Origin of the sequence: Rothia halotolerans (genome assembly GCF_004136635.1) — a bacterium.
Taxonomy (GTDB): Bacteria; Actinomycetota; Actinomycetes; order Actinomycetales; family Micrococcaceae; genus Rothia; species Rothia halotolerans.
Genome location: NZ_NOIU01000001.1, coordinates 704,246 through 723,434, shown reverse-complemented (window position 1 = coordinate 723,434; position 19,189 = coordinate 704,246). Strand labels below are relative to the sequence as shown.

16 protein-coding genes are annotated in these 19,189 nt (G+C 73.7%); 6 read left to right on the top strand and 10 right to left on the bottom strand.

Annotation, left to right across the window (positions count from 1 at the left end):
• Nucleotides 1-2 precede the first annotated feature (2 nt).
• Nucleotides 3-665, bottom strand: coding sequence for a pentapeptide repeat-containing protein (locus EWV39_RS03360; protein ID WP_165313111.1), 663 nt, complete (start codon nucleotides 663-665; stop codon nucleotides 3-5).
• A 617-nt stretch (nucleotides 666-1,282) separates the two neighbouring features.
• Between EWV39_RS03360 and EWV39_RS03355 the strand changes: the two genes are divergently transcribed.
• A complete protein-coding gene (locus EWV39_RS03355; RefSeq protein ID WP_202864876.1) occupies nucleotides 1,283-2,518 on the top strand; it encodes an MFS transporter in 1,236 nt (411 codons plus the stop codon).
• A gap of 102 nt (nucleotides 2,519-2,620) precedes the next feature.
• On the opposite strand, the gene EWV39_RS03350 is transcribed toward EWV39_RS03355, so the two are convergent.
• The 3 genes from EWV39_RS03350 to EWV39_RS03340 all read right to left on the bottom strand — a co-directional run bounded on the left by EWV39_RS03350 (nucleotide 2,621) and on the right by EWV39_RS03340 (nucleotide 5,191).
• A complete protein-coding gene (locus tag EWV39_RS03350; RefSeq protein WP_129656853.1) occupies nucleotides 2,621-3,379 on the bottom strand; it encodes an SDR family NAD(P)-dependent oxidoreductase in 759 nt (252 codons plus the stop codon).
• A gap of 117 nt (nucleotides 3,380-3,496) precedes the next feature.
• Nucleotides 3,497-3,763 carry a hypothetical protein gene (locus EWV39_RS03345; protein ID WP_129656852.1) on the bottom strand — a complete coding sequence of 89 codons (267 nt, stop codon included), beginning with the start codon at nucleotides 3,761-3,763 and terminating at the stop codon, nucleotides 3,497-3,499.
• A gap of 156 nt (nucleotides 3,764-3,919) precedes the next feature.
• Entirely contained in the window at nucleotides 3,920-5,191 is a 1,272-nt protein-coding gene (locus EWV39_RS03340; protein ID WP_129656851.1) for an alpha/beta hydrolase family protein, read from the bottom strand.
• Between the two features lie 172 nt (nucleotides 5,192-5,363).
• Between EWV39_RS03340 and EWV39_RS03335 the strand changes: the two genes are divergently transcribed.
• Nucleotides 5,364-6,698: a carboxylesterase family protein gene (locus EWV39_RS03335; protein WP_129656850.1), complete on the top strand. Its 1,335-nt coding sequence runs from the start codon at nucleotides 5,364-5,366 to the stop codon at nucleotides 6,696-6,698.
• A gap of 68 nt (nucleotides 6,699-6,766) precedes the next feature.
• Here EWV39_RS03335 and EWV39_RS03330 read toward each other — a convergent pair whose 3' ends face one another.
• The 6 genes from EWV39_RS03330 to EWV39_RS03305 all read right to left on the bottom strand — a co-directional run bounded on the left by EWV39_RS03330 (nucleotide 6,767) and on the right by EWV39_RS03305 (nucleotide 14,884).
• Nucleotides 6,767-8,293, bottom strand: a complete 1,527-nt coding sequence (locus EWV39_RS03330; protein ID WP_129656849.1) for an alkylhydroperoxidase domain protein — start codon at nucleotides 8,291-8,293, stop codon at nucleotides 6,767-6,769.
• A 124-nt stretch (nucleotides 8,294-8,417) separates the two neighbouring features.
• Nucleotides 8,418-9,458: a putative FMN-dependent luciferase-like monooxygenase gene (locus EWV39_RS03325; RefSeq protein ID WP_129656848.1), complete on the bottom strand. Its 1,041-nt coding sequence runs from the start codon at nucleotides 9,456-9,458 to the stop codon at nucleotides 8,418-8,420.
• Nucleotides 9,459-9,468: 10 nt separating this feature from the next.
• Nucleotides 9,469-11,433 carry a dipeptide ABC transporter ATP-binding protein gene (locus EWV39_RS03320; protein WP_129656847.1) on the bottom strand — a complete coding sequence of 655 codons (1,965 nt, stop codon included), beginning with the start codon at nucleotides 11,431-11,433 and terminating at the stop codon, nucleotides 9,469-9,471.
• Nucleotides 11,430-12,233 (bottom strand): ABC transporter permease, encoded by an 804-nt coding sequence (locus EWV39_RS03315; protein WP_129656846.1) that lies wholly within the window; start codon nucleotides 12,231-12,233, stop codon nucleotides 11,430-11,432. Before EWV39_RS03315 ends, EWV39_RS03320 begins: the two co-directional genes overlap by 4 nt.
• On the bottom strand, nucleotides 12,230-13,234 hold the full coding sequence (locus EWV39_RS03310; RefSeq protein WP_129656845.1) for an ABC transporter permease: 1,005 nt from the start codon (nucleotides 13,232-13,234) through the stop codon (nucleotides 12,230-12,232). The genes EWV39_RS03315 and EWV39_RS03310 overlap by 4 nt, the downstream gene beginning before the upstream one ends.
• Before the next feature lie 21 nt (nucleotides 13,235-13,255).
• Nucleotides 13,256-14,884 (bottom strand): TIGR04028 family ABC transporter substrate-binding protein, encoded by a 1,629-nt coding sequence (locus tag EWV39_RS03305; protein WP_129657354.1) that lies wholly within the window; start codon nucleotides 14,882-14,884, stop codon nucleotides 13,256-13,258.
• Between the two features lie 356 nt (nucleotides 14,885-15,240).
• On the opposite strand from EWV39_RS03305, the gene EWV39_RS03300 reads away from it, so the two are divergent.
• From EWV39_RS03300 to EWV39_RS03285, 4 genes are all read left to right on the top strand, one after another.
• Nucleotides 15,241-15,660: an RNA-binding S4 domain-containing protein gene (locus tag EWV39_RS03300; protein ID WP_129656844.1), complete on the top strand. Its 420-nt coding sequence runs from the start codon at nucleotides 15,241-15,243 to the stop codon at nucleotides 15,658-15,660.
• Nucleotides 15,661-15,766: 106 nt separating this feature from the next.
• On the top strand, nucleotides 15,767-17,170 hold the full coding sequence (locus EWV39_RS03295) for an MATE family efflux transporter (protein WP_193554675.1): 1,404 nt from the start codon (nucleotides 15,767-15,769) through the stop codon (nucleotides 17,168-17,170).
• A gap of 113 nt (nucleotides 17,171-17,283) precedes the next feature.
• Nucleotides 17,284-18,078: a hypothetical protein gene (locus tag EWV39_RS03290; RefSeq protein WP_129656843.1), complete on the top strand. Its 795-nt coding sequence runs from the start codon at nucleotides 17,284-17,286 to the stop codon at nucleotides 18,076-18,078.
• Nucleotides 18,079-18,084: 6 nt separating this feature from the next.
• Nucleotides 18,085-19,086 carry a TPM domain-containing protein gene (locus EWV39_RS03285; RefSeq protein WP_129656842.1) on the top strand — a complete coding sequence of 334 codons (1,002 nt, stop codon included), beginning with the start codon at nucleotides 18,085-18,087 and terminating at the stop codon, nucleotides 19,084-19,086.
• The last annotated feature ends 103 nt before the right edge of the window (nucleotides 19,087-19,189 follow it).

Here is a 19,189-nt window from a genome sequence, read left to right as displayed (position 1 = left end):
CCCTACTCGGCGACCAGCAGGCCGAAGTGCTCGGCGAAGGCCGGCGTCAGCCGCATCGACTGCTCGGGGGTGATCACGGTGCCCTTCATGCCCTCCAGCCCGGAGACCGAGGCCATCTCCAACCCGCGCAGGTCCACGTGGCGCAGGACGGCGTCGCGGAACCGCACGGAGTCCGCGCTGCACTCCTCGAAGGCGACCCGCTCCGCCGCGAGCCCGACGAGGTCCAGCTCGCCGAAGCGGCAGCGGCGGAAGACGACGTCGTGCATCCGGCCGCCGCGCAGGTTCAGCCAGTCGATCCGGCTGTCCTCCACCACCAGCTGGCGGACCTCGGCGTCGTGCAGCTCGACGGCGCCCAGCCGGGAGCCGGTCAGCTCGACGTCGCGCAGGGTGCACCCCGGCGCGTCGAGGGCGGGGGCGAGCATCCGCTCGATCCGGGTCTCCGAGAAGCGGGCGCCCCGCAGGCGGGTCTCGTGGGCGGTCGGGCGCAGCAGCTCGCACTCGGAGAACTCGATGCCGGAGAGGTCCCGGCCCGAGACGTCGACGTCGGTGAAGCGCGCCCGTTCGCACCGGTCCTCCCCCTCGAGCGAGGCGGGGTCGCCCTCCTCCAGCTCGGGCAGGTTCAGGGGGGAGAGCGCGGGGCGCTTGAGCTGGGGGCGGCGGGGCATGGTGCCCTCCTCTCGGGGTCGGGGTCGGGGCCGGAACCGAATCGGAATCGGGGCGCGACCGGGATCGCGGGCCTGAAGGGTGAGCATATCCCGGCGGGCTGCCGGCAGGAGGATCCGGCGAGGGCAAGCCGCGTCCGATGGGACCGTCCGCCGGGGATGCGGCTGGGGGCGCCCGTCGGGGAGAGGCGGTTGAGGGGGAACCGCCCGCAGGGTGCTCGAAGGTGGCAGTCGCCCGCCTGACGCGGCGGGGCGGGATCTCGGCCCCGGCAAGGGCCCCGGACGAAGAACAGCCCCGTCACGGACCTGACGATCCGTGCGGGGCTGCTCTCCATCAATCACTCGCACCTATGAGGTAGTTCCTACTCTAGGAACCGATCCTGTCCGCGACGTTGAGTGGGCCCCGGCACGGCCTCGGAAAAGCCTGGGAGACATCGGGGAACGACGTCGCGCCCGGACCCGCGCGTCCGGCTTGCCGCGCCCACCCGCCCGGGGCATTCTGGATGGGGGCGCCGCCCGGCCCATGCGGGCGGCTCCGGCCTGCCCTGCCGCCCGTCATCTCTCCTCGAGGAAGGACACGCCGCGTCCTCGTCCGCCCACGACGTCGCGCCCGCCAGCCCATGCCCCTGACCCCGCCCCGCTCCTCCCGCATCCCCGTCCCCGGCCGCTCCGCCTGGATCCCCGTGGCCCTGACCATCCTGGCCGTGGCCTGGGGCGGCAACGAGTTCACGCCGCTGCTGATCATGTACCGCGAGATCAGCGACTTCTCGACGCTCACCGTGAACATCCTCCTGGGCGCCTACATCCTGGGGATCATCCCGGCGCTGCTGATCGGCGGGAGGCTCTCGGACCGCATCGGCCGCAAGCCGGTGCTGCTGCCCGCCGCCCCGATCAGCGCCCTCGGCTCGGCGATCATGGCGCTGCTGCCCGGCTCGGTGCTCGCCCTGGGCGCGGGGCGGATCCTGTGCGGCGCCGCACTCGGGCTGGTCATGGCGGTGGGCTCCACCTGGGTCAAGGAGCTCGGCGACGCCGCGGGGGAGCGCAGGCCCGGCGTCGCGGCGCGGCGCTCGGCCAACCCCCTGACCGGCGGCTTCCTGGCCGGCGCGACCGTGGCGGGCGCCCTGGCCCAGTGGAGCCCCTGGCCCACGACGGCGCCCTACCTGCTGCACATCCTGCTCGCCGTCCTCGCCGGGGTCTCGCTGCTGCGGGTCCCCGAGACCAGGCCGCGGCAGGAGAAGGCTCCGAAGGCGGCGTCCGCCCGGGTCCCCTCGGGGCTGTGGGCGCACTTCGCGCGGTCGGTGCTGCCGATCGCCCCCTGGGTCTTCGTCGCCGGCACCGTAGCCCAGGCGGTCATCCCGGTGGTGATGGCGCCGGCGGTGGGCAGCCTCCCCATCGCCTTCGCCGCGCTGCTGGCCGTCATCATGATGTCGACGGGGTTGCTCGGCCAGGCGTGGGCGCGCCAGCTGGTCGCCGCCTACCGGAACCCGATCGGGCTCGCGATGGGCTTCATCTGCGTGGGACTCGCCGCGGCGGCGTGGGCCGCCGCGAGCCTGCGGATCGAGCTCGCGCTCGCAGCCGGCGTCGTGCTGGGCACGGGCTACGGGATCGCGCTGGTCACCGGGCTCACCGAGGTCCAGCGGATCACCCCGGACGAGCACCTGGGCACCGTGACCGCGGCGTACTTCTCGCTGACCTACGTCGGCTTCCTGGCGCCCGCGCTGCTGAGCGCCCTCGCCCCCTGGGTCCCGTACCCGGTCTCCCTCCTGCTCGGGATCGTCCTGGCGGCCGCGTGCGCCGCGATCTCGCTCACGGCCCGGCCGCGGGGCGGAGGGCACGGGCGGGGCGGCGAGGCCTAGGCGGGAGGGCCCGGCGAGGCTCCCGGAGGCCGGGCCAAGCCGATCCTAGTCAGGCCAGGCCTAGTCGGTCCAGGCCGGCCCGCCCGGCGTCGCTGCGGCGCCCTACGCCTCCACGCGCGGCCGCACCCACACCTCGGCCAGCTGGGTGTCCGCCGGGGCGTCGACGACGTGGCGCACCGAGCGGGCGACCGTGCCCGGCTCGATCAGCCGCTCCGGCGCGGCCTTCGGGTAGTCGTCGTCCCACTGGACCATCGGGGTGTCGGTCGGGCCGGGGGAGACGGTGGAGACGCGGACGCCGTCGCCGGCCACCTGCTTGCGCAGCCCGTCCGCCACGGCCTGCAGCGCGTGCTTGGACGCGGCGTAGGTGACGTTGTACGGGGTCACCGCCCGGGAGGCGCCCGAGCCGATGAACACCACGATCCCCTCGGTCTCGCGCAGCCGGGGCAGCAGCACCCGCGTCAGCTCGGCCGGCGCGACGACGTTGGTGCTCAGCATCTCCTGCCAGTCCTCGACCGAGGCGTCCTCGACCGTCGAGCGGGGCGCGATCGCGGCGGCGTTGATCAGCGCGTCGACCCGCGGCAGCCGGGAGAAGACCTCCTCGATGGCCCCCAGCTCCCCGAGCTCGCAGGGCAGGACGACGACGCCGCCCTCCCCGGCCCGCTCGGCGGCCTCGGCGAGGCGCTCGCGGCTGCGGCCCACCGCCACGACCAGGCGGTCCTTCGAGAGGTCGGCGGCGATCTCGCGGCCCATCCCGCCGGAGGCGCCGGTCAGCACCGCGACGGGAAGGTCGGTGCCCTCGATCGCCGCGACGACGTCGTCGAGCGCGTGGGTGGTCTCTTCGCTGAGCTGGGTCTGCGTCATGCGTCCTCCTGTTGGGGATGGATCTGCGGATCGTTGTCGATGCCCTGTCGATTCTCCCAGCGCGCGGGCGCGGCGGAAGGGGCTCAGCGGTGGGTGAACGCGCGGCGGGGGGGGGGCTTAACCGCGGCCTTCTCTCCGCTCGCGACCGCGGCCCTCTCTCCGGTCGAGGCGGGTCATCGCGTAGAAGAGGAGGCTCACCAGGAGGAGGCCGGCGGCCGTCGCGAGGAGGTAGACGAAGAGGACGCTGAGCGCCATCCAGTCGGCGTCCTCGGAATCTGTCGCGCAGCGTGCCCAGACGGCGCCCGCGGCGGCCAGGCCTGAGGCCAGCAGCGTGAGACGGGCGATGAGGCGGTGCGTTCGCGAGGAGGACTGCTCTACGGGCAAGGAGCGGCCTCCTTCCGGCGGGGATGCGGCATGGGCGTCCTCGGGGTTCGGGCTGCCAGGGTAGGGGGCCGCGCCCACCCGGGTCAATGAGAAGGACGGGCGATCGGTCCCGCCGGCAGCCCTCCCGGTGGCCCCTCCCCGGCTCAGCGCTGACCCTCAGCCGCGCCCCTCGGCGGCGCCTCCTCCGGCGCGGGACGTCCGGCCCCGCCGCGGTGCCAGCCGCTCGTCGAGCCAGTCGAGGGTGCGCTGGGCGGTGAGCTCGCGCGCCATCGGCTGGCAGTGGAAGGAGGCGCCCTCGGCGTCGCTGAAGGGCATGAAGTCCGAGCCCTCGATCATCCCGGACAGCTCCTCGGACTGGCCGGGGAAGAATTGCTCCCGGTCAGGGGAGAGGATCAGGGTCGGAGTCCGCACCCGGCCGGCGACGTCGGCGGCGTCGTGTTGCGAGACCGCGTCCAGCGTCCCGGCGTACCCGTCGGCGCCGTAGGGCCGGGCCCGGAAGTTCCACACCGCCTCGGTCCGCCTGCCGCCGGGCAGCCGCATGCCCAGCTCCATCGCGCGCTCGAACTTCGCCCGCTCGCCGCGCTCGTAGAGTCGCAGGATCGGGGCCGGGATCTCCTTGCGCCAGGACGCGGAGACGTCGACGACGCCGCCGTCCAGGACGGCGGCCGCGAATCGGTGCTCGAAGGCCATCGCCCGCGTCGCCCAATAACCGCCCTGGCTGACGCCGTAGAGGGCGAGGCGCTCGGGGTCGACGTCGTCGCGCCCCTGCAGGTGCTCGACCACCGGCGTCAGCACCGCCTCCCAGTCCGGCCGGAAGGGGACGCCCCGCTCGAAGAGCATCGACTGCTGGCCGGGGCCGTCGAACAGGAGGACGCCGTAGCCCCGCTCCAGCGCGGCCTCGGCGATCTCGCACCACAGCCCGCTCAGCGTGCCGTCGCTGCCGTTGACGACGACGAGCGTCGGGGCGGGCGGCCGCGCCTCGTCGGGGTGGAAGTGCCAGCCCGGCATCGTGGAGTCCTCGTAGGGGATCTCGACCTCCTCGATGCTCCACCGACTCGTGGCGACGAAGGCCTCCCAGACCAGCCGGTGCGTGCGGAAGGTGGGGACCAGGGCCTCGGCGGAGGGGAGCTGGTCGATGCTCTCCAGGGCGGCGGCGAGGTAGTTGGCGGAGCGGAGGAAGGCGCGGGCGGCGCTGGTGCGATGCCCCCGGGCGGTCGCGGCGTCGCCGACCGTGGCGAGGTGGCAGCCGAGGTCGTGCCAGGCGGAGAACCAGCCGGCGTGGTCCCCCTCCTCGACCCGGGCGACCGTGGCCAGCACCTCCCCGGGCTCGCTCCCGCCCCGGCTCGCCCGGCCGAGCAGGCAGCGGACGGCGTAGTCCCAGGACTCGCTGCGGTAGAAGCCGTCGCGGTATACGGTGTGAGGTTTCACGGTGACCCCCGAGTTTGGTGATGTGGATCACTTTTCATTGTAGAGGGCGGGCGGTCAGGGCACCGACGCCGGGACCTGCCGGCCCGATGAACCCGGCACGGTTCGCCCGGCGGCATATCGTGGGAGGGCCCCGGCGTCAGGGGCGGGCGGACACCGAGGCGAAGGAGCTGGGATGACGGTACGGCTGATCGACCTTCCCGTGGGCACCGTGCGCGGCGAAGAGGGCGAGGGCGTGATGCGGAGCCGTGGTATTCGCTACGCCCTGGCCGATCCGCAGGGGGAGCCCCGGCCGTACACCGGGCCGGCGGAGGACGACGTCGGGCTCCAGACCGAGCATCCCCCGGCCTCCCCGCAGACGAGCTCCGCCATGCTGAAGACGCTGCTCGGCGGCTTCCCCGACCACATGGGCCAGGATCCCCAGTGCCAGTACCTCTCGGTGACCGCGCCCGCCTCGGCGCAGGAGGGGGATGGCCTGCCGGTGATGGTGTGGATCCACGGCGGCGGCAACGCCAACTCGAACCCCGAGTTCTCCGTCTACGACCCGCGGTGGCTGGTCGAGGAGCAGCAGGTCGTGGTGGTCAAGCCGACCTACCGGCTGGGCTACCTCGGCTTCGGCGGCCACCGCGCGGACCACCCGCCCAACCTGGGCGCGATGGACCTGCTCGAGGCGCTGCGCTGGATCCGGTCCCATATCGGCTCCTTCGGCGGCGATCCGGGCAACGTCACCCTCTTCGGCCAGTCCTCCGGCGGGGACATGGCGCTCTCGCTGATGGGGGCCCGGGAGGCCGAGGGGCTGTTCCACCGCGTGATCGCCCAGAGCCCGCCGCTGGGCATCCGCGGGATGAGCGCGAAGCTGCGGGCGAGGGTCACGGCGAAGGTCGACGGGGAGGCGGCCTCCCAGGCGGCCCCCACGCTCGTGCAGTACCAGCAGGCGATCGAGAAGGCGGCCTGGCTCTACGGCTCCGGATTCATGCCCTTCGGCATCCAGTGGGACGCCCCGCCGTTCGCCGGCCCCGGGACCAAGCGTTCCAAGATCCTCGCCGGGTCCCGGGGACGCGACGTGCTGATCGGGACCAACGACGCGGAGTCGGGCATGTACCTGCCGGTAGTCCCCGGCGTGCGGAGGGTCTACGACGATCCGCGATGGCGGCGATGGGTCCGCCTCCTGCTCGTCCGCCCCACCACCTACGGGATCTTCTCCGGCGCCTCCCGCCGGATGTCCAAGGCGCTGCGGAGGACGGCGCGCTCGAGCACGTACTACCGCTTCTCCTGGACGCCGACGCCGGGGACGGCGGCCATCCACCTGGCAGAGCTCCCGCTGCTCTTCGGCGGCCCCCGCAACCCGACCTGGAAGGGCTCGCCGCTGCTCCCCGTGCGGGGGAGGTCCGAGGTCTCCCGCGCGGACGACGCCAGCCGGGAGATGCGCGCCGTCTGGGGACGCTTCGCCCGATCCGGCCGGGTCGGGGACAGCACGGTGTTGGAAGGCGACCTCCGCTTCGAGGGGTGAGGAGACGGGCGCGCGGCCCCGCCGCCGCACGCCCTGCCGTCCCGGTCCCGCGCCGTCGTGCCGGCCGATCAGACCCCGATGCGCTCCGGCTCCCCGAGGGAGAGCATCAGGCGGTTGGCCCAGTTGAAGAAGGACGCGCCGTTGATCATGTCGATGATCTCGCCGTCCTCGAGGCCCGCCCGGTGGAGGGCGTCCACCTCCCGCGCCGAGAACTCCTGCGGCGTGCGGGTCAGCGCGGCCGAGGCCGCCGTGATGGCGGCCCAGCGGGCGTCGGCCTCGGGGGTGGGGAGGCCGGCCTCGTCGGGCCCGCGGCGCAGCTCGACCTCGACGCCGGCGTCGAGCAGCCGCTGCACGGCGTCGAGGTAGCCCTCGTCCTCCTGCACCGCGCGGTGGGAGTGGATCGAGGCGCAGAACAGGCACCCGTTGAGGCGGGAGGCGACCGTCGCGGCGACCTCGCGCTCGGCGCGGGAGAGGCCGCCCTCGGTGTTGTAGAAGATGTCGAAGTCGGTGAGGGTACGGGCCTCCAGGGCGTCGGGGTCGCGCACGAGCAGCCGGAAGTAGGGGCTCTTGGTCCGCGACTCCTCGACGAGGGCCTCGCGCTGCCGGTCCGTCAGCGCGGCCTCGGGGACGGGGCTGATCCACGGCAGCCAGCCGAGGCCGCCGCGCCGGAACCGCTCGGGGCGCTTCAGCGCCGGGTAGTCGGTGACGCGCTCGTGCAGACCGTCTTCCGCGTTCGACGACGACTCGTCGGTCTCGGGGGAAGCGGCGGTCACGTCGCCGCCCCTCGCATCGGGCCCGGCGGCGCCGTGCGCCGCGGCGTCGTCCGAGGGGCCGCCCTCCGAGGATTCGTCGCCCGGCTGCGAGCCGGCCGCCTCCGATGCGCCGTCTCCCGCCTCCGACGCGCCGCCGGACCGCCCATCCGACTTCCCGCGCCCGGCGTCGGCCCCGAGCGCCGCCAGCCCCTCCGCCGCGCGGATCTGGAAGCTCAGGAAGGAGACCAGCTGGGCCAGGGAGACGACGCCGTCCTCGTCCCAGCCCGCCTCGAGCAGCGCGCTGAGGTGCCGGGGCGCGGAGTCGCGCGGGTGGAGGACCAGCAGGTGGGCGTACTCCAGCGCGGAGGCGAGCTCCTCGCCCAGCACGCGGCGGGACGCAGCCGGGAGCAGGAACACGGGGCCGGGCACGTTCTCCGCCGCGAGCTCCGGGACGGGGTAGTCGCCGTAGGGGCCGACGACGCGGTCGCGGGCCGTCGGTCCGCCGACGCCGATCCCCGGCCCCGACTCGATCGCGGCCGCCCCGGCGGCGTCGACCGCCGCCACGACGTCCTGGGGCGCCTCGTCCTCCAGGACGTCCCCGTAGAAGTGCCGTGCCGCGTCCGAGCCGGTCACCTCGGCCACGAAGGTCGCGACGGCGTAGCGCTGCGGGATCGTGAAGGCGCCGGGCTCCTCCGGCTCCAGGAGCGCGGCGAAGCTGCGCTGGGCGTTCTCCTTGGCCTGCGGGCGCAGGTCGCGCAGGCGGTCCAACGGGTCACCGGGGGCGATCCCGGCCAGCAGGTTGACGATGTCGGCGGTGGGGACGGTGCGGTCCTGTGCGGTCATTCCGGGTGCTCCTCGGCGTCGTGGGCGTCTTCGCCCTGCGTGCTTGTCGTCGGTGGTCGGGGCGGGGGAGGCCCCCGATGGGCGGGCGAGTGGGTCCGATCCCAGGGCCCGGACCCGAGGCGGTCTATCCGCGGCTGGCGGCCAGTGCGTCGTCGGCGGTCGAGATGCCCAGGCGCGGGGCCACCTCGGTGGCCAGCAGCTCCAGTGAGCGCAGGGTCTCCTCGTGCGTCACCGGCGCCGAATGGACCTGGAAGGCGACCAGGGTCGCGTGGTCGGTGACGACCCGGTCCTCGGAGAGCCGCTCGACGATCTCCTCCGGCGTGCCCAGGAACGTGTCGGTGGCGACCAGCAGCTCCTCGTCGCCCAGCCCCGAGGTGTCCCGGCCGACCAGCCGGTCCGCCTCGCCCTGCCGCAGCTTCTCCGCCGTGCGGCGGACGAGTCCGGCGCGCTCGGATGCCTCGACGGCGATCGCGGTGCGCGAGGCCATGATGCGCGGCGCCGCGCCCTCCGGGAGCCGCTCGAGGTAGGCCTCGACCACCGGCACCTGGATCTCGCTCAGGGCGGCGTCGGGGGAGTCCCGGCGCGGCTGGGTGCGGGAGAGCATGAGGCCGTCCCCGCGGGAGCCGGCGATGCCCGCCCCGAAGGTCCCGAAGCTCGCCTGCCACAGCTTCCCCGGCAGCTGCGGTGCGGCCGGGTAGAGGCGGTTGCCGCCCGCGGTCTCCTCGCCGCGCCACAGGGTCTCGAGGGTCTCCAGCTTGGCGCCGAAGGAGGGACCGCGCTCGGCGAAGTCGGCGCCGAAGGCCGGGAAGGAGTTCGGGTTCCCGCCGGAGCCCAGGCCGACCTGCACGCGCCCTCCGGAGACCGCGTCCAGCACGGCGGCGTCCTCGGCGACCCGGACGGGGTCCTCCATGGGCAGCGTGATCACGCCCGTCGCGAGCCCGATCCGCCGGGTGCGCTGCGCCGCCGCGCCGAGCAGCACGAAGGGCGAGGGCAGCCCGCCCTCCGCCTCATGGAAGTGGTGCTGGGCCACCCAGGCGCTGGCGAAGCCCAGGCGCTCGGCGGCCTCGATCTGCTCGAGCGCGTAGCGGTAGCGCTCCGCCGCGCTCGCCTCCTCCAGCAGCCGGGTGAAGAATCCCAGGGTCTTGGTCTTCGCGTTCTCGGTCATCACGTGCCTTTCAGTTGCGTATCGCGCTCGACGAGGAGGCGCCCGACGCTGTCCGCGCCGGCCGTGGGATCGCGGCGAGCAGCCGCCGGGTGTAGGGGTCCCGCGGGTCCTCGAAGATCTGCCGGGCGGGCCCCGCCTCCACCTGGTGCCCGCGGGAGACCACGGACACAGTATCGGCGATCTGGCGGACCACCGCCAGGTCGTGGGAGATGAACAGGTAGGTCAGACCCAGCTCCCGCTGCAGCCGCTCCAGCAGGCGGAGGATCTGTGCCTGCACGGTGACGTCCAGGGCGGAGACGGCCTCGTCGAGGACCACCAGACGCGGTTCGATCACCAGCGCCCGCGCGATCGCGACCCGCTGCAGCTGCCCGCCGGAGAGCTCGCGCGGGCGCCGCGCCGCCAGCTCGGGCGGCAGCGCGACCTGCTCCATGACCTCGGCGACGCGCGCCCGGCGCTCCTCCCGCGTGCCGACCTTGAAGTTGGCCAGCGGCTCCGCGATCGCGGCCTCGATCGAGAACTTCGGGTCGATCGCGGTGTGCGGGTTCTGGTGCACCAGCTGCACGGTGCGGCGGAAGTCGCGCCGCTCGTGCCTGCCCAGGCGGGCGACGTCGTACCCGGCCACGAGCGCGGTGCCCGCGTCCGGGGCGATCAGCCCGGCCAGGGCCTTGCCCAGCGTCGTCTTCCCGGAGCCGGACTCGCCGACGACGCCGTGGGTGGTCCCCTCCGCGACGTCGAAGCTCACGTCCTCGACGCCGATGACGTCGTCCCGGCGCTCCGCGGTATCCGATGCCTCGGCGGAGGTCGAGGCCTCGTCCGGTCTCCGGTCGTCCTCTTCCCGGCTGTGGCGGGCGTAGACCTTCGAGAGTCCCTGAACCGACAGCAGCGGGGCCGCGTCAGGGCCGGCCGCGCCGGTCCCGCCCCACGGCAGGCCCGTGCGTCCCCCCGATGTCGCCGCTTCGCCGCCGGTGGGACGGTCGTCCTCGGCGGGCCGCCGCTCGCCGCCCGCCCCGCGTCCGCTCTCCTCCTCGGTCACCACGCGCAGCGAGGGCGCGTCCCGCAGCAGCCGGCGGGTGTAGTCGCACTGCGGGTCGGAGAAGATCCGGGAGGCGGGGGCGTCCTCGACCACGCGGCCGGACTGCATGACCGCGACCCGGTCGGCCCGCTCGCCCGCGACCGCGAGGTCGTGGGTGATGAACAGGATCGAGGTGCCCTCCTCGCGGCGCAGGTCGTCCAGGAGGTCCAGGATCTTCTGCTGGACGGTGACGTCCAGCGCCGAGGTCGGCTCGTCGGCGATGATCAGCTCGGGGCTCAGCGCGATCGCGGAGGCGATCAGCACGCGCTGCCGCATGCCGCCGGAGAGCTCGTGGGGGAACTGCCCGGCCCGCAGGCGGGGGCGGTCCAGACCCACCCGCTCGAGCAGCTCGAGCACCCGCTCCCGGGTCTCGGGCCGGCCCACGCGGCGGTGGATCCGCAGTGCCTCGGCCACGTTGGCCCCGACGGTCTTGAGCGGGTTCAGCGAGTTGCCCGGGTCCTGCGGGATGTAGCCGACGTGGGCGCCGCGGACCCGCTGCAGCTCGGCCTCGCCCGCGCCCAGCAGCTGCCGCTCGCCGAGCAGGACCGAGCCGGAGGCGACCGAGGCATTGCCGGCCAGCATGCCGATCACCGCGCTCGCCGTCGTGCTCTTGCCCGAGCCGGACTCGCCGACCACGGCCGTCATCCCGCCGTGCGCCACGCTCAGGGAGACCCCGTGCAGGGCCCGGCGCGACTCGCGGGAGCCCCGCAGCGAGTAGTCGACGCTGAGGTCCTCGACGCTGAGCACGGGCCGGGCGCCGGGGTCCCCGGCCTCCGCGGGCCGGTTCGCGGGACCGTCCTCGTACGGCGTCGTGCGCTCCGCAGGCTCGGCCGCGTGCCGTCCCGGGCGAGGGGCCGCGCTCGCTCCGGGCCCCGACGTCGTCGTGCGTTCCGTGGCGCTCATGCAGTGGCCTCCCGCAGGGTCGATCCGATCTTGTGCGTGGCCATCACCACGGCCATGATGACCGCGCCCGGCAGCACCGTGACCCACCAGGCGGTGGCCACGTAGTCGCGCCCCTCGGAGATGATCAGGCCCCACTCCGGCGTCGGCGGCGGGGTCCCGTAGCCCAGGAAGCCCAGCGTGGAGATCTGCAGGATCGCCGATCCGATCTGCAGCACCGCGAGCGAGAGCACCGGCGAGACGGCGTTGGGCAGGATGTGCCGGCGCAGCACGTTCCAGTAGGTGCCGCCCGAGCCGTAGGCCGCGGCCACGTAGTCGCTCTTGCCGATGCTCACGCTCTGCGAGCGGGCCAGCCGGGCGAACAGGGCGATCGAGGTGACCCCCACCGCGATCGCGGCGTTGATGGTCCCGAACCCCAGCAGGATCACGATCGTCAGCGAGAGCAGCAGCGCCGGGATGGAGAGCAGGACGTCGACGACGCGCATCAGGGCGTCGTCCAGCGGCCCGGGACGCGTCCCCGCGACCAGGCCCAGCACGGTGCCGACCACGAGCCCGACGCCCACCGCGACCAGCGCGGCGAGCAGCGAGTGGGAGGCGCCGTAGACGACCCGGGCGAAGACGTCGCGGCCGATCTGGTCGGTGCCGAACCAGTGCGTCGCGCTCGGGGAGAGCAGCGCCGGGGTCTCGCCGCCGTCGTTGGGGTCGAAGCCGGTGAACAGGCCGGGGAAGACGGCGGCGAGCACGGCGACCAGGGCGATGAGCGCGGCGATCACCGCCGTCGGGGAGAGCCGGAGATTCTTCACGAGGCGACCTCCTGACGGTTGCGGGGGGCGGCGTCGACGTCGCCGATCCGGCGCGAGGCCGGGATGGGCTTGGCGCGGCCGGAGCGCAGTCGCACGTCGATGACCGGGTAGAGCAGGTCCACCACGAGGTTGATGATCACGTAGCCCAGGGTCGCGAGCACCACCACGGCCAGTAGCACGGGGTTGTCCCGGCTCGAGACGGCCTGGGCGGTCAGCTGCCCGATCCCGGCGCGGCCGAACACGGTCTCGGTCACGACGGCGCCGCCCACCAGCTCGCCGAACACCAGCCCCGCGATGGTCAGCGCCGGCAGCGCGGCGTTGCGGGTCACCGAGTGGACCAGCAGCCAGCCGGGCCGGGCCCCCTTGGCCTGCGAGACGCGGACGAAGGGCTGTGCCCGGACCTCGTCGATCGAGCGGATCAGCACCTGGGCGATCGGCGCCGAGATCGGCAGCACCAGCGTCGCGGCCGGGAGGATCAGCGACTCCACGGGTCCGGGGTCCACCACCGAGACCCAGCCGAGCTGGAAGGAGAAGACCTGGGCCAGGATGATGCCGAACCAGAACACCGGCACCGAGATGAAGACCGAGGGCACGGAGTCGAAGACCCGGCGCAGCCAGCGGGCGCGGCCGTAGGTGGCCAGCACCGCGATGACGACGGCGGCCAACGCCGCCGCGATGAAGGCCGTGGCGGCCAGCGCCAGCGTCGAGGGCAGGGCCGTGCCGATGAGGTCGGAGACCGCGGCCCCCGACTGCACCGAGTAGCCGAAGTCCCCGCGCAGGAAGCCGGTCAGCGCGATCCAGTACTGGACGTACCAGGGCTCGTCCGCGCCGGAGTCGGCGCGGATCCCCTCGATCTCCGCGGAGGACAGCCCCAGCTCGGGGTTGGCGTAGCGGGCCATGACGCCGTCCCCCGGCAGGATCGCCAGCAGCAGGCTGGCGACGGTGAAGGCGATGAACAGGACCAGGGCCGCCTGGCCGATCCTCAGCGCGATGTATCGCATGGTGTGCTCTCCCGGGCCTCTCTACTCGGCCAGCCACGTGTCGTAGAACTGGGGACGCGCCACGGCCTCGGTCCGGAAGCCGCGGACGCGCTCGCGGAAGCCGAAGACCTGCGGCTCCTCGAAGAAGGGCAGCACGTAGGCGTTCTCCACCAGGTGGTCCTGGGCCGCCCAGCTGGCGGCCTCCCGCCGGTCCTCGGTGGGCTCCGCGGCGATCCGGCCGAGCAGCTCCTCCAGCTCGGGGTCGCCGTACTCCTGCGTCTCCTCGTCCAGGTTCAGCAGCACGTCGCGGTTCTCCCCGGAGTACTGGCTCTTCAGGACGTCGTAGTCCGCGCGGCCGACCATCGAGTGGTACAGCTGGATCCGGTCCAGGTACTCCGCGTCGAGGTTCTGGGTCGCGTAGTCGCCCTCGTTGATCTGCAGATCGACGCCGACCCGCAGCAGGTCCTGCTGGACCAGGCTCATGACCTCGCGGGAGCGGGGCTGGGGGATCGCGGTGTTGACCCGCAGGGACAGGCGCTCGCCGTCCTTGGAGCGGATGCCGGACCCGCCCTCGCGGGTCCAGCCGGCCTCGTCCAGCAGCCGCTCGGAGCGGTCCGGATCGTGCGGCCAGGCGTCGCCGAAGTCCTTGTACCCGGCGGCGCTCTCGGCCAGCACGCCGGTGGCCAGGGGGTAGTTCTCGGTGAACAGCTTGCGCATGATCGACTCGCGGTCGATCGCGGCGATGATCGCCCGGCGCACCCGGAGGTCCTGGAGCAGCTCGTGGCGGAAGCGCAGGTTCAGGCCGTTGTTGACGCCGTTGGTGCCCGCCGCGTGCAGCTGGACGCCGCGCTCGCGCAGGCGCGGCTCGTCCGGGGACTCGATCTCGCGGACGCCGTCGGCCTGGCCGGAGACCAGCGCGCCGATGCGCACGGAGTACTCGTTGTTGACCACGTAGTCGATGCCGTCCAGGTACGCCCGGCCCTGGTGCTCGAAGTGGGGCGGCGCCCAGTCGTAGTCCTCGCGGACGCGCAGGGTGAGGCGGGTGCCGATCTCCTCGGCGTCGATCACGAAGGGCCCGCTCGCGGCGATCCTGCCGGACTGTCCCGGCCCGTAGCCGGTGGAGTCGAGGTCCAGGCTCGCGTCGGAGAGCAGCCCGGCGTTCATGGTCGAGACCGCCTGGACGAAGCCGGGGGCCGGCGCGGAGAAGTGGAAGCGCACGGTCTCCTCGTCGAGCACCTCGCCGCGCTCGTAGTTGCTGATCTGCTCCGAGGGCGGCAGCTGGCGGGACTTGTCGCCCAGGCCGTAGAGGTCGAGGTTCTTGACCACGTTGGCCGCGGTCAGCGGCGAGCCGTCCGAGTAGGTGACGTCGCGGCGGATGCGGAAGGTGAACCGGGTGGCGTCGTCGTTGACCTCGGGCAGCTCGACGGCGATCCACGGGTGCAGCTCGAGGGTCTCGGCGTCCTGGTACAGCAGCCGGTCGGTGATGTTGTTGACGATCCCGCCGTTGGGGTAGAAGCCCGCCTGGGGCGGGAAGAGCGTGGTGAAGGTCTGCGGCTCGAAGTAGACGAGCGTCCCGCCGGTGCGCGGGGGCCCGCCGGTGGCGACGTCGGTCTCCTCCGCCGCGCACGCGGAGAGCGCGAGCAGGGAGCCCGCGCCGAGCCCCAGTCCCATGACCTGGCGGCGATTGAGCAAGCGGTCCGACGTCTTCACCGGATCAGCGTGGCCCCGGCGCGCACGGGGGGTCAAAGCTCCGTTCACAAACGTACCCGGGGCGTCACGCGAGGTAAGGGGGCTTGCGCGGAGGGCTGCGGGCCGTTCCGCATTGCCAGGCACCTCCCAGGCGGTGCTGGGCCCGGATTCAGGGCCGCCGAGTAACTTCGTCAGTACCTCATAAAGGTGCGAGTGATTGATGAGGGGCGGACCGCGAATCCGTCCCGAGCCGCCGGCCGGAGCGTCCGTCCTTCTGAACGGGCCTCCGGCCGGCGGTCTTTAACGAGGGGCCGGGTGCGCCGCTAAGGTGGGGGAGCATGAGCCCAGCGAACACCGACGCCGCCTCCCCGGACCGCCAGGCCCAGCCGGCCGGGCCCGCGAGCGTGCGCATCGACGCCTGGCTGTGGGCGGTGCGCATCTACAAGACCCGCTCCGCCGCGACCACCGGCTGCCGCGCCGGCCACGTCCGCCTCAACGACCAGCCCGTCAAGGCCTCCCAGGCGCTGCGGGCGGGCGACGTCGTCAAGGTGCGGACCCCCGGCTGGGAGCGCGTCTTCGAGGTCACCCGCCTGATCGTCAAGCGCGTGGGGGCCTCCGTGGCGCAGCAGTGCTACGTCGACCACTCCCCGCCGCGCCCCAGCGCCCTCTCCGCCCCGGTGCCGCGCCGCGAGCGCGGGGCGGGCCGCCCGACCAAGAAGGAGCGCCGGGAGATGGACCGGCTCCGGGGGCAGGGGTAGGCCGAGGCGGGGCTTCCTGCCGGGCCGGCGGAGGGGCCGCCGGGGTCAGCCCACGGACATCGCGCTGGTCTGCTCCTCGCCTCGCGGCGGGCCCTAGACTGGTCCGGTGGACTCCCAGCCTGATCAGCCTACCCAGACATCCCCGCGCCGCGGCGGCCGGCCGGCGCGCGAGACCTCGCTGAACCGCCAGATCCTCGCCCTCGCGGTCCCTGCCTTCGGGGCGCTGATCGCCGAGCCGCTGTTCATCCTCGCCGACTCCTCGATCGTGGGGCACCTCGGCACGCCCCAGCTGGCGGGCCTCTCGGTCGCCTCCACGGTGGTGCAGACCGTGATCGGGCTGATGGTCTTCCTCTCCTATTCGACGACGCCGGCCGTCGCCCGGTTCTTCGGCGCCCGGAACCTGCCCGCCGCCTACGAGAAGGGCCGGGACGGGCTGTGGGTCGGGCTGGGCCTCGGCGTCGTCATCGCCGTCGCCCTGTGGGCGCTCGCCGAGCCGCTGCTGCGGGCCCTCGGCGCGCGCGGGGAGGCCCTGGGGTACGCCGTGGACTACCTCAGTTGGTCCATGCTCGGGCTGCCCGGGATGCTGCTGGTGCTGGCCGCCGTCGGGATCCTGCGGGGGCTCCAGGACACGCGGACCCCGCTGTACGTGGCCGGGGCGGGGGCCGTGGTCAACGTGGGCCTGAACTACCTGCTGGTCTACCCGTTGGGCCTAGGGGTGGCGGGCTCGGCGATCGGGACCTCGCTGGTGCAGTGGGGGATGGCGGCCGTCTACCTGGTGCTGGTGGCGCGCGGGTGCCGCCGGCACGGCGTCGGGCTCTTCGCGACGACGCCGGCCCGGCTGGGCGCGATCCTGAAGGTCGGCTCGTGGCTCATGCTGCGCACGCTCTCGATGCGGGTTGCCCTGCTGGCCACGGTCTTCGTGGTGACCAGCCAGGGCTCGACCAACCTCGCGGCCTACCAGATCGTCATGGCCTTCTTCTCCTTCCTCGCCTTCGCGCTGGATGCGCTGGCGATCGCCGCCCAGGCGCTGCTGGGCAAGGAGATGGGCGCGCGGGACGTGCGCGCCGAGGAGGGGAAGCGGCACGTCCGGCGGCTGATGGGCCGGCTGGTGCGCTGGTCGCTGGGGTTCGGCGTGGTGACCGGGCTGCTCTGCCCGCTCGTCGGGTTCGGGCTGGGCTGGGTCTTCACCTCCGACCCGCAGGTCCAGCACCTCTTCGCCCTCGCGCTGCTGGTGGTGGCGGTGGGGCAGCCACTGGCCTCCTACGTGTTCATCCTCGACGGCGTCCTGATCGGCGCGCAGGACGTGCGCTACCTGGCGGTGGCCTCCTTCATCGCCCTGCTCGGCTACACCCCGATGCTGGCGGGCGTCTACGCGCTCGGCGGCGGCCCGGGGGAGATGGACCCGGCCGGCTTCGTCTGGCTGTGGATCGCCTACGCGATCGTCTACATGGGGCTGCGCGGGGTGACGCTGGGCCTGCGGGCGCGGAGGGACGTGTGGATCAGGCCCTGACCCCCGTCCGCCCCCGTCCTGGCGGGGGATCGAGAAAACGCGGCTGTGACTAGTAAGTACTGCGCCACTTCGATAATGTGAAACACATTACACACGCTGATCGAGGTGACGATATGACTTCCCGCCAGCCCGAGGACATGCCGGAGGACCACCGCCGGGACGACGCCGGGGGAGCCCGGCCGGTGGGCGAGGGGAGCGGCTCCGGATCATCGCAGGCCGGCCTCCCGCCGACGACGCAGTGGCCCGTCGCGGAGCCGAGCCCGGACGGAGGGAACCCAGACGGCGCGGGACCGGGCGGCGGAGGTCCCGGCGGACCCGGCGGCCGCGCCCCGTACGGCTACGATCCCGGCCCGGCGGGCCAGGGTCCCGCGGGCGGGGAGCGCTCGAAGATGAAGCGCATCGGCGCCATCCTGAGCATCGTCGGCGCGGCGGTGCTCGTGCTCAGCGTGGTCGCCGCCGTGATCATGGCGGTCTCGGGGATCGGAGGCGCCGTCTCCGAGGCGCAGAACGGGACCCGCATCGACGGCATGGGCTCCGTGGAGCTCGAGGCGGACGAGGACATGCAGGTCTACATCCGGGAGGGCGCGGGCGCGCCGATGTGCAACATCTCCGGCCCGGCCGGGGCCTCGATCGAGGAGGGCACGCCCCAGGAGAGCAGCTTCAGCCGCGACGGCACCACCTGGACCTCCTACACCTCCTTCACCGTCAGCGAGGCCGGGACCTATGACATGGCCTGCTCCGGCGGCGAGGTGATCGTGGGGCCGCCGGTCTCCGTGGGCGGCATCATGACCGGCGTCGGCGGCGTCCTGATCGGCGTCTTTGGCGGCGGGCTCGGCTTCATCCTGCTCGTGGTCGGGTTGGTGCTGTTCTTCGTGGGCCGCTCCCGCGAGCGCGCGGGAAGGGCCTAGCGGCGGATGAGGCGACGGCTCGCGGGGGCGCTGGCCCTCGGCGCGGGGATCCTGCTGGCCGGCTGCGGCGGCGGTGACGGGGACGGGCAGAGCTCGCTCCCGGACCCGCCCGCCCGGGGCAACGTCCTGGACGAGGCGGGGATCCTCAGCGACCAGGAGGAGCAGCGGCTCAGCGACCTGATCGACCGGCGCAACGGGGAGACCGACGCGGCGCGGGTCGCGGTGCTGACCGTGGACGGCGTCGAGGGCGACTGGGAGGACTGGACCCGCGACGTCGCGAACTCCTGGGGCCTCGGCGAGGGGGACGCCTCCACCGGCGTCCTGCTCGCGGTGGACATGGACGAGCGGAACCTGCGGATCGAGGTGGGCGACGACGCGCGCGAGGCGATCACCGACGACGACGCCGAGGAGATCGTCTCCGACGTCCTGGAGCCGCCCTTCCGCGACGATGAGTACGAGCGCGGCCTGACCGATGCGACCGACGCGCTGTACGACGAGGCGCAGGGGCTGCGCGCCGGGACGGAGTCCGACGGGAGCGGCAAGCTGATCGCGGGGATCGTGATCGGCGTCGTCGTCCTGTTCGTCGCCGGGGTGGTCCTGTGGGTCGTCCTGGACGTCCGGAAGTGGCGGCGCATCGCGGACGAGCAGATCGACGAGTACCTGCGGGAGAACCCGGGCAAGGAGGTCTCGGAGGAGACCCGCCGGGCCTTCCGCAAGTACCGGTACCACCACCGGAAGCCGCCCGAGGACCAGGAGGAGCGCGAGGAGCGGCGTCGCCGGGCCGAGGAGGAGGGAGAGCCCCTCGACGAGGCCGAGGACCCGCGGCAGTACACCCAGTACGCGTCGAGCTTCGGGGCGTGGCTGCCGCTCTACATGGTCGCACCCGCCCTCTACACCGGGGGCGGCACCCCGCCGCCCGGGGCCGAGGGGTCCCCGGGGGCGAGCGGGAGCTCCTTCGGCGGGACGCCCGGCGGCTTCTCGGGCGGGGGCGCGAGCGGGAGCTTCTGAGGGGCCCGGGGCTGGTTCAGCTGGTAGGGCGCGTGAGGTCGCAGAGATATCCGCTAGACATACGGCATCGGCCGTCTTCGGGAAGGACTCGACTGCCGGGGCT